7 protein-coding genes are annotated in these 10,452 nt (G+C 62.9%); 2 read left to right on the top strand and 5 right to left on the bottom strand.

Going from position 1 to position 10,452, the window contains the following annotated elements; genetic code table 11:
• The 5 genes from F6S12_RS27075 to F6S12_RS27055 form a co-directional block, all read right to left on the bottom strand.
• Positions 1-1,183 (bottom strand): lytic polysaccharide monooxygenase (locus F6S12_RS27075; RefSeq protein ID WP_315869516.1); only part of this gene is annotated, 1,183 nt, incomplete at its 3' end.
• 308 nt (positions 1,184-1,491) lie between these two features.
• Positions 1,492-3,021 (bottom strand): N-acetylglucosamine-binding protein GbpA, encoded by a 1,530-nt coding sequence (gbpA, locus tag F6S12_RS27070; protein WP_276495147.1) that lies wholly within the window; start codon positions 3,019-3,021, stop codon positions 1,492-1,494.
• A gap of 123 nt (positions 3,022-3,144) precedes the next feature.
• Positions 3,145-6,765, bottom strand: a complete 3,621-nt coding sequence (locus F6S12_RS27065; RefSeq protein ID WP_315869515.1) for an ATP-binding protein — start codon at positions 6,763-6,765, stop codon at positions 3,145-3,147.
• A gap of 71 nt (positions 6,766-6,836) precedes the next feature.
• Positions 6,837-7,478: a response regulator gene (locus F6S12_RS27060; RefSeq protein WP_077934451.1), complete on the bottom strand. Its 642-nt coding sequence runs from the start codon at positions 7,476-7,478 to the stop codon at positions 6,837-6,839.
• A gap of 305 nt (positions 7,479-7,783) precedes the next feature.
• Complete coding sequence (locus tag F6S12_RS27055) at positions 7,784-8,221, bottom strand: Lrp/AsnC family transcriptional regulator (protein ID WP_011062012.1); 438 nt, start codon at positions 8,219-8,221, stop codon at positions 7,784-7,786.
• A gap of 132 nt (positions 8,222-8,353) precedes the next feature.
• Between F6S12_RS27055 and F6S12_RS27050 the strand changes: the two genes are divergently transcribed.
• Both F6S12_RS27050 and F6S12_RS27045 read left to right on the top strand, forming a co-directional pair.
• The gene (locus tag F6S12_RS27050) at positions 8,354-9,247 is read left to right on the top strand and encodes a DMT family transporter (RefSeq protein ID WP_011062011.1); all 894 of its coding nucleotides are present in this window, start codon (positions 8,354-8,356) and stop codon (positions 9,245-9,247) included.
• A gap of 251 nt (positions 9,248-9,498) precedes the next feature.
• Positions 9,499-10,452, top strand: a 954-nt coding sequence (locus F6S12_RS27045) for a molybdopterin-dependent oxidoreductase (protein WP_315869514.1), incomplete at its 3' end; no start/stop codon positions are given.

The raw sequence follows: 10,452 nt of genomic DNA, 5'->3' as shown, positions 1-10,452 counted from the left end.
TGTTGCCGGCTGGAGCTTCCTGGAACAGGACGCTTTCACCTCTGGCGTTGAACACAGTGGCTTTCACGGTGTAGTCGCCGCCCTTGGCGATGGCGTTGAAGTGCAGGTCGACCTTGCCGTCCTTGAGGGTGTATTCGGACTGCATGCCAGTGATGGACAATTCGCCCGGCTTGGCAGCCTGCTCCTTGTCGATCATCACGTTGACGATGTCGCTGCCTTTCTTGACCAGGATGTCGTTCTTGCCGAAGTTGGGTAGCACTTCGTCCTTGTCGTTGAGCAGGCCCATCTGGTAGCCCTGCTTGGCAGCGTTGACCTTCTTGGCCAGTTCGTGCGGCCAGACGTCGGCCTTGGCCAGTTCGGCGGAGCTGATTTGCAGCACGATCTGCTTGGCGGCCTGTTCGCCTTGGGCATTGAACACCCGGGTCTTGACCTTGTCGCCGATGCTCAAGGCTTCCGGGTTGACCTGGCCGACAGTGGTCCAGCCCGAAGGAATGACTGCACCGTTGTCGATGTTCAGGTCGACCACTTGATAGAAGGTGGCGTCGGTGTCGTGGACTTTCCAGGTCGCCAGCACGACGTGGTAGCCGCTGCGGTCGGACGGAATGTTCACGGTGTGCTTGGTGGTCTCTCCAGCTTTCGCCGGAACGTTGAGGGCTGGCCATGGCTCATCCAGCAGTGGGGTGCTTTCGAAGGAATCACGGGTCAGTGGCTGGTTGGGGTTCCAGTCTTTCTTGGTGATGTAGAACTGCCAGTAGCGAGTGGCGTGGGGAGCGGCGTACTTCCAGGCGAAGGTCTGCGGGCCTGGCTTGATGGTATTTTTGGTCCAGCGAGTACTGCTTTGTTCGTTGATCGCGGAGAAACGATCCAGGCCGCCGGCAGGAATGGTGCCGTTGGCCGGGCCGCACTTGGTGAAGTCACCGGTACAGGCCTGGGCGGCGCTTGGGAAGTGCGAGAAGCCGCCTTCGAACTTGCGGCCGATGTACTCGGTGCTCTGTGGCTCGTAAGCCACCGCTCCGCAGTTGCTGTTCTGGTTCAGGCCTTTCTCGTTGCACATGTAGGCACGGGACTTGGGGCTCTCGATGTAGCCGTGAGCGCAAGCTTGCTGAGCAGCAACGCCGGCAACGCTCATGGCCAGGACCAGAGGCAGCTTGAAGAACGAGCGAACTCGGTTGGATTTGATCATTGTTAGATCCTTGAGCAGATAGAAGGAAATGCAGGAGTTCTCGGGGGCGCCACTGGGGACCGATCTGAGGGGACGGTTGGCATCCGTGCCAGAGCTGCCCTGGGAACGACCAAAGGCTACGCGGCAGGGTCTGGGAGGGGACATGGGACGAGTACGAGAGTCGCCAGCTAGCGCTGTTGGGCAGCAAGGGCCAGGCGTGCCGGGCGTTTTCGCGCGATTGCCAGCACTGGTACGGAGCGTGCTTTGTACGCAGAAAAAGCGTGGCATTCGCATGCCACGCTCCAAGGTGAAACCTTCACCACTGATGGTTACTGGCGATCCCAGGCCATGGTCCAGTGACTACCGGTACCTGGCTCGTAATGCGTCGCTCCGGCCTTCCACTGCACGCAGTAGCCGCTGTAGGGGAAGGGCTTGCACTTGTAGGTATTGCCGTCCTTGGGTTGCAGCACCAGGGTGCCGGCCTTGTAGGTGCTCAAGCCTTGGGGGAAGACGTGATCGTACTTGCCGCCTCCCTCACCGCCACCGCCGCTTTCCTCCTGTTTCAGGGAGAAGCTGGCAGTCTGCTGCAGCACTTCGCCTTTCTTCGACGTGGCTACCACGACCAGGTCGTATTTGCCGGCGCTCTGACCGGTCAGTGTCATGGAGAAGTGCGGGGTATTGCCGGCTGGAGCCTGTTGGAACGCCACGCTTTCACCCTTGGCGTTGTACACAGTGGCTTTCACGGTGTAGTCGCCGCCCTTGGCGATGGCATTGAAGTGCAGGTCGACCTTGCCGTCCTTGAGGGTGTATTCGGACTGCATGCCAGTGATGGACAGTTCGCCCGGCTTGGCAGCCTGCTCCTTGTCGATCATCACGTTGACGATGTCGCTGCCTTTCTTGACCAGGATGTCGTTCTTGCCGAAGTTGGGTAGCACTTCGTCCTTGTCGTTGAGCAGGCCCATCTGGTAGCCCTGCTTGGCAGCGTTGACCTTCTTGGCCAGTTCGTGCGGCCAGACGTCGGCCTTGGCCAGTTCGGCGGAGCTGATTTGCAGCACGATCTGTTTGGCGGCCTGTTCGCCTTGGGCATTGAACACCCGGGTCTTGACCTTGTCGCCGATGCTCAAGGCTTCAGGCTGGACTGCGCCGACAGTGGTCCAGGTCGACGGAATGGTGGCGCCATTGTCGATGTTCAGGTCGACCACCTGATAGAAAGTGGCGTCGGTGTCGTGGACTTTCCAGGTCGCCAGCAGCACGTGGTAACCGCTGCGGTCGGACGGGATGTTCACGGTGTGCCTGGTCTTGCCGCCCGCCGCGGTCGGGGCGTTCAGGGCTGGCCATGGCTCGTCCAGCAGAGGTGTGCTTTCGAACGAATCACGGGTCAGTGGCTGGTTGGGGTTCCAGTTTTTCTTGGTGATGTAGAACTGCCAGTAGCGGGTGGAGTGGGCCGCCGTGTAGTGCCAGGTAAAGGTCTGCGGGCCCGGCTTGATGGTGTTCTTGCTCCAGCGCGTGGCGGTCTGCTCGTTGAGCTCCGAGAAACGCGCCAGGCCGCCGGCAGGGATGGTGCCGTTGGCCGGGCCGCACTTGGTGAAGTCCCCAGTGCAGGCCTGGGCGTTGCTTGGGAAGTGCGAGATGGACCCTTCCCCCGGGCGGCCGATGTACTCGGTGCTTTGTGGCTCATAGGTCACGGCGCCGCAGTTGGCGTTGAGCTTGCCACCATTGGTATGGCACATGAAGGCGCGGGATTTCGGGCTCTCGATATAACCGTGAGCGCTGGCTTGTTGAGCCGCGAGCGCAGCCATGCCGATGGCCATGGCCAGCGGAAGCTTGAGGAATGAACGGGCTCGGTGCAACGTGATCATCGATTGATCCTTAGTTGGGAATTATTGGATTCAACACGCGATCGTGGGGAAGGATGTGCAGCTGGCACCCCTGTCTTGCGCCCCCCGAAAGCAAGCGCAAGGGTAGGAAGGGCGGGCGCCACTTCACATGGGACAAGTACGAGAGTCAGTCAGCGGCGCGCGAGCAATGCCCCTGGACCAGGGCCGGAGGGGCTGGCGCAGGGCCGCCAGGTCGGCCTTGGCCTGTTCGAAGATGCGCTCCATGCTGTGCAACAGGTCGGCCTGGCAACGGCGGACTGCCTGTGGCTGTCGCACGTTGACCTGGCGCAGGGCCTGGCAGGCCGCGGCCATTTCGCTGGCATCGATCAGACAGGCCACGCCGGTCAGGCGGTGGCTCAGGTCACCGATGGTCTCCGTCATGGCGGCCAGGTCGGTGTCGCGTATCTGCTGGATCTCTTGCTGCAGGTTTTTGGTCAGCTCAAGGAGAATGCGCCGGCGCAGGATCGAACTGTTCCGGCCTGCTTCATCCAGGTGGTCGAGGCTGAAGGCGCGAATATCCCGAGGCTCTTCCTCGACCGGCGCGTAGTTGTTCAGGACTTCCTGCAGGCGTGCCAGGGTCACCGGCTTGATCATCAGGTCGTTCATCCCGGCGTTGGAGCACTGGGTGGCTTCATTGCTCAGGGCACTGGCGGTGTAGCCGATGATCAGCCGCTGGGGCAGCCCCAGGCGCCGTTCATCCTGGCGCACGGTGCGAGCCAGGGCGTAGCCATCCATGCCCGGCATGTTGCAGTCGCTGATCAGCACGTCGTAGGTGGATTCGCTCAGGGCCAGCAAGGCCTGTTCGCCGCTGCACACATGTTCTGCCTGATGCCCCAGGCGACCCAGTTGCAGAGTCAGCACCAGGCCGTTGGTCGACACATCGTCCACCACCAGGACTCGCAGGGCCTTGGCCTCCTGCTGGTCGGGTAACAGGGGCTCGTCCACTGGCCCTGGGGCCAATTGCCAGCTCAGGGGCAGTTCCACACTCACGCAACAGCCCTGGCCGGGCTGGCTTTCCAGCCAGATATGCCCATCCATCAACTGGGTCAACTGATTGCAGATGCTCAGGCCCAGGCCCGAGCCGCCGTAGAGGTGGGCGGTGCGCGCGCTGGCCTGGCGATAGGGCTCGAAGATCTGTGGCTGCAAGGCCAGGGGAATGCCGATCCCGGTATCGCTGACGCTCAGGGTCAGCAGGCTGACGCCTTCGCGCAGGACACTTTCGCTGACTCGGACATGGATGCCGCCCTGGTCGGTGAACTTCAGCGCATTGCTGATCAGGTTATGGAAGATCTGCTGCACACGCAGCGAGTCGACCCAGTACAGGCGCTGGCGGTCGGCATGGTAGTCGAAGTGCAGTTGCAGGTTTTTCTCCCGCGCCTGGGCGGCAAACAGGCCGAGGCTGTTGGTCAGCAACGGCTCCAGCGCGGTAGGGTGCGCAGCCAGCTGCATCAGGCCGCTCTCGATCTTGTCCAGGTCGAGGATGTTGCCGATCAGGTCGATCATCGAAGTCGCCGATTGTTGGGCCACCCGCAGGTTGTGCGATGGCAAGGTGCGGCTGCTGGTTTCCAGCTCCAGCAGGCCCACCAGAGCGTTGAGCGGAGTGCGCAGCTCGTGGCTCATGGACGCCAGGAATTCGCTCTTGGCCGCGCTGGCCTTGAGTGCCACCTGCTTGGCTTCGCGCAACTTGATTTCCAGGTGTTTGCGCTCGGAGATGTCCAGCCAGCCGCCGAGCAGTCCCTGTAGCAGGCCCCGGGCGCTGTAGAAGGGGACCAGCCATTGGTACAGGTAATGTTGTTCACCCTTGATCACCAGGCTGGTGTCGAGAAAGCGCGGCCGGTGGTTGTGCAGCAGTTGCTGGTGCTCGTCCTGCAGGACCTGGGCGAACTCCGCTGGCATGTTCAGTTGTTCGGTGGGGAGGCAGCCCTCCACCTGTTCCTGGGAGGTGCTGAAGAACTCCTCGTAGGCGCGGTTGCAGGTGCTCAGGCGACCATGCAGGTCGCAGACGTAGAGTGGCGTCGGCAGACCGTTGAGCAGGGAGAACTGGAATGCCAGCTTGTCCTGCAGCCGGGTCTGGGCGCAGATCCGTTCCTTGACCTGGATCTTCAGCCGCCAGTTCCACACCAGGAACAGGGCGAAGATCACCAGAGCCCCGACGCCGACGTGCCAGGCCTGCTCTGCGGCCCATTCCCAGAAATTCTCCCGGGGGCGTTCGGCCACCACCTGGATATCACTCAGCGGTGCGCGGGACAACGAGTCCAGCAGCTTGTCGAGGATACCCAGCAACTCGCCGGAGCCTTGGGCCACGGCGAACTGGTGGGGGCTGGGCGTGGCCTTGATCGACAGGCCGTATTGCAGGCCTGGGCCAGGCTGCATCGGGTCGCTAGCGGGGCTGTCCAGGGTCGCGTCGGCCCGACGCAGGCGCACCAGGTCAAGGGCCTGTTGGAAGTTGTCGGTAAGCATCAGTTGGATCTGCGGATAGCGCAGACGCAAGTGTTCAAGCAGCGGGTGCTGGCGCGGCAGCGAAAGGGTGTGCCCCTCCATGGCCTCCAGGGAACTGGGGGAGCTGTCTCCGTTGCGGATGATGAAGGTCCAGTTGCGGGTGACATAGGGCTGGCTGAAACGTATCCCGCGGGAGCCGTCGGCAATCGCCAGCGGGCGGCTGGCCAGGTCGACGTGGCCTCTGGCCAGTTGCTCCAGGTCGTGGGACCGGGACTGGCTCGACTCGATGTTCAGTTCCAGGCGAAAGGCATCGGCGAGGGTCTGCAGCAGCTCGACGCTGCGACCGGACCAGCGCCCGTCGCTGGTGCGATACAGGTACGGCGGCGCTTCATGGGCCAGCAAGTTGATTTGCCCGTGGTCCTGTAACCACCCCAGTTCCTGGGGGCTGAGCATGAACGTGTCGATCGGGGAGTAGGGGAACGGCCCGTGGCTAGCCTGCTGTTGGAGCTTGAGCTTCTGGGCCTCGGGAATGCTCTGCAGCGCATGGTTGAGCAGGGTCAGCAGGGTGAGTTCATCACGGCGCACGGCGAAGGCGAAGCCGGTGTCGGGCAGTTGTGCGGAAAACTTGTTGTGCAGAGCCAGGTCCGTACGTGCCTGGAGGTACAAGCCGGAGCGGAACTGGTCGCCGATGAAGGCGTCCGCTTCGCCCCGGGCCAACTGCTCGAGGGCCAGCGCCGTGGTACTGACCTCGCGCAGTATGCTCAGGGGGTAGGCCTTGCGGACCCGATTGCTGTCCAGGTAGTTCTTTAGCACCAGCACCTGCTTGCCTCGCAGGTCCAGGGGCAGGCTGCGGTCACTGGAGCGGCCGACAATGATGGGCTGGTTGCGCAAATAGGGCAGGCTCAGGCGCAGCTCCGGATTGGCTGCTTCAAAATCGCTGGCCCTCGGCAGCAGGTCGATCCGCTGCTCCAGCAGCGCATCCACCGCCGCCTGGGGCGAAGGCAGCTCGACGTTTTCGAAGTGCAGGTCCAGTTGTTCACCGATGAGTTGCAGGTACTGGTCGGAGATGGCCTTCAAGACCTGATTGCCGGCGCTCTCCATGGGCCGATCCGGCGGTACGATCCGCGCCACCTTGAGGCGCTTGCGCGGCAGACTGTCGCGCAGCTGCAACAGTTTGTTCAGCGGCAGGTTGCTGTCCCGGGTGGCTGGCGGCAGGTTGTCGGCGTGGGCTGTGGCCAGGGTTGGCAGGCTGGCCAGCGGGATAAGCAGCAGGCAAAAGCGCTGCATCCTCCGGCGCACGAAGGAAAGCGAAAAGAGATACATAGAGGGGGGACTCCGGGATGTGCCGCGCTTGCAGCTCAGGAAAGGCCGTGCTCCTGGATGTACAGGAACAGGCTGGCAGAGGTGTCCAGGCCGAGCTTGCGCATGGCGCTGCTTTTTTGCGTGCTGATGGTCTGCTTGCTCCGGGACAGATGCAGGGCAATGGCACCGATGCTCATGCCGGTGCCGTACAGGCGTAGTACTTCGACTTCCCGGGCCGAGAGTTGCTCCGGTTGCAGCAACGGCTTGCCGTGCAACGCGGCGCTGGAATCCAGCAGGTGCTGGATCGACGCGGAGACGAAAGGCGCACGCGGGCTGGCCGCCACGGCCTTGGGCAGGTCGTTGAGCAGGCCGCGCTTGCTCACCAGGCCCTGGATGCCCAGCTTGAGCACGCTGCTGATCAGCGCCGGGTTGTCGAGCATGGTGACCACCACGATCGCCAGCTGCGGGTACAGCGTGCGCAAGCGGCGGATCAGGCGGATACCGTCTACCTGCTCGCCGCCGGGCATCATCAGATCCGTCAACAGCAGGTCGCAGGGGTGACGCTGCAGGTTCTCCAGCAGGGCTTCAACACTGTGGGCCTGGGCGACCACGTCCAGGTTGGCGCGGTTCTCCAGCAGGGTGTGTATCCCAATCAGGGTCAGGGGATGGTCATCGGCTATCTGGACGCGGATCGACATCGTTTTTCGCTACTCGGCTTTTCGACAGGCATGAGCACCCAGCAAAGCGCCGGCTTCCTTTGGTTGGAGTAGGCATTTTGCTAGTGGGTTCGTCAGAGGTTTCGCAGGGTATCACTGAAATTGGCGTCAAAAAGCTGCTGAGGCGCTTTTAAGAATCGTCTTATGTTTGCTAAGAAATGTCCTGTAAATATGTAGGATGCGTAGCTGATTTGTAGTGTGAAACGCCTCTGGATTGGGCTCTCAGCGGTGCTTTTCTGCTTCGTTTCTGGCGTTTTTCAATCCTGAAGGCGCTTTCGGGATGGGGCTCATTCCAGAGGCGGCAGGCGCCGTTTGATCGGCGATTTCTTGACAATCGCGGTGTTGGTTTCGGCGTAGTGATTGAGGTGGTCCAGCAGGCTGTCCAGTTGTTCCATGGAGCGCACCTGGAGACGGGCAATGAAGCAGTCGTCGCCGGTGACCTTGTCGCATTCGGTGAACTCGGCAATCGCCAGGATCTGCCGTTCGACCTCCTGCAACTTGCCCGGCAAGGGGCGGATGCGGACGATGGCCTGCAACTGGTAACCGAGAAACCTGGGGTCGATCTCCAGGGTATAGGCGCTGATCACGCCGCGTTCTTCCAGCCGGCGCAAGCGCTCCGAGACGCTGGGAGCGGACAGCCCGCTGATCTGCGCCAGGGCTTTGAGGGAGCGTCGCGAGTCTTGCATCAGGGCGCTGATCAGGGTTTGGTCGATGGCATCCAGCATGGCGATCTCGTTAGGTGAATGGGCTCTTTGGCCTTGATAAAAAAGGTCTGAATCGATTCTAGCCCAGGTTTTGATCTGGCGATGGGCTCTGCTGGCTGGGCATAATTTGCCCACTTGCAAAGGAGCCTGATGATGGATGCACAAACCCGACGCGGATCATTGGAAATGACCGCTGCCATGCTGATTTCCGGAACCATTGGCTGGTTCGTCCTGGTGTCCGGGCAACCGGTGCTGGATGTGGTGTTCTGGCGGTGCCTGTTCGGCGCCGGGACCTTGCTGCTGATTTGTGGAGCTTTCGGCTTTTTGCGTAAGAACATTCTGAGCAAGCGCGCCTTGATCCTCGCGGTGCTCAGTGGCGTGGCCATTGTCGGCAACTGGGTGCTGCTGTTCGGCTCCTACTCCCGGGCTTCGATCGCCATCGGCACCGCGGTGTACAACGTTCAGCCGTTCATTCTGGTGGCCCTCGGGGCGTTGTTCCTGGGAGAAAAGATCACCCCGCAGAAGCTGTTCTGGTTGGGCCTGTCGTTCGCCGGAATGCTGGCCATCGTCAGTGCCCACGGCAGCCAGGGCGAGGAGGGTGGCGACTACCTGTTGGGCATTGCCCTGGCCCTGGGCGCGGCGGCGCTGTACGCCTTCGCCGCGCTGCTGATCAAGCGCTTGAGCGGCACGCCGCCGCACCTGATCGCCCTGATCCAGGTCTGCACCGGGGTGCTGTTGCTGGCGCCCTGGGCCAACCTCGGCGCGCCACCCCAGCAGGCCAGCGCCTGGGCCAGCCTGCTGACCCTGGGCATTCTCCATACCGGGGTGATGTACGTGCTGCTGTACGGGGCGATCCAGAAACTGCCGACGGCCCTGACCGGCGCCTTGTCGTTCATCTACCCGATTGCGGCGATCCTGGTCGACTGGGTGGCCTTCGGACACCGCCTGGGGCTGCTGCAATGGGTGGGCGTGGGGGCGATCCTGCTGGCCGCGGCCGGCATGCAGCAGGGCTGGACCCTCAAGCGCCGGCGCAGCGTTTTGCAGTAGGCGCTACAGGTTCTGGCGGGGGCCTGCAATAGGCTCCCCCGGGCCTGGCCGGGGCCCTGGCATGGGCCCTGTACCGGTCGGCGCCTGGCCTTGACAGGCCAACCCGCAGGGCTAGATTTTACCCTGCGCTGAGGCTTTTCCAGCGCACTTGCCCCCTGATCCAGGCCCCTGGGCATCCTGCCCTGGCGCGCCTCGGTCACCCGCAACCACCGGTTCGCGTCGTGCAGCGCCGGGCCGGCCCTGGAGCGCTCATGAGTACTCGACGCAAGGTTCCCGGAATCCGCAACTACGATGGTCCCGCCGGTGGCTGGGGGGCGCTCAAGGCCACTGCGACCGCGGTGCGCGAGCAGATGGACACCCTCAAGGCGCCGCTGACCCTGATGCGCACCAACCAGCCCGACGGCTTCGACTGCCCGGGCTGCGCCTGGCCGGACAAGGAGCACAAGTCGACCTTCCAGTTCTGTGAAAACGGCGCCAAGGCGGTGACCTGGGAGGCCACCAACAAGCGGGTAACCCCGGCGTTCTTCGCCCAGCATCCGGTGACCTCATTGCTGCAGCGTTCGGACTACGAACTCGAAGACCTCGGGCGCCTGACCGAGCCCCTGGTCTACGACCGCGCCAGCGACACCTTCAAGCCTGTGGCATGGCAGGACGCCTTTGCCCGCATCGGCGAGATCCTGCGCAGCCTGCAGCCCGAGCAGGTGGAGTTCTACACCTCCGGGCGCGCGTCCAACGAAGCGGCCTACCTGTACCAGCTGTTCGCCCGGGAATACGGCTGCAACAACTTTCCCGACTGCTCGAACATGTGCCACGAGCCCACCAGCGTCGGCCTGCCGCGGTCCATTGGCATCGGCAAGGGCACGGTGTCGCTGGAGGACTTCGACCTCTGCGAGCTGATCATCTCCATCGGCCACAACCCCGGCACCAACCACCCGCGTATGATGGGTACCCTGCATGAAGCTTCGCGGCGCAAGGTGCCGATCATGGTCTTCAACCCTTTGCGCGAGCGTGCCCTGGAGCGGTTCGCCGACCCGCAGAACATGGTGGAGATGGCCACCTACGGCTCCACCCGCATCGCCTCGTCGTACTTCCAGGTCAAGGCCGGCGGCGACGCGGCGGCGATCAAGGGCATCATGAAGGCGCTGCTGGCCCTGGAGGACAGCCTGGGGCAAGTCCTGGACCAGGCATTCATCGCCGAGCACACC

The sequence above is a fragment of the Pseudomonas sp. JV245A genome (genome assembly GCF_032424515.1).
In the GTDB taxonomy this organism is placed as follows: domain Bacteria; phylum Pseudomonadota; class Gammaproteobacteria; order Pseudomonadales; family Pseudomonadaceae; genus Aquipseudomonas; species Aquipseudomonas protegens.
Note: the sequence above shows the minus strand (reverse complement) of the source record. Positions and strands in the feature narration are given on the sequence as shown.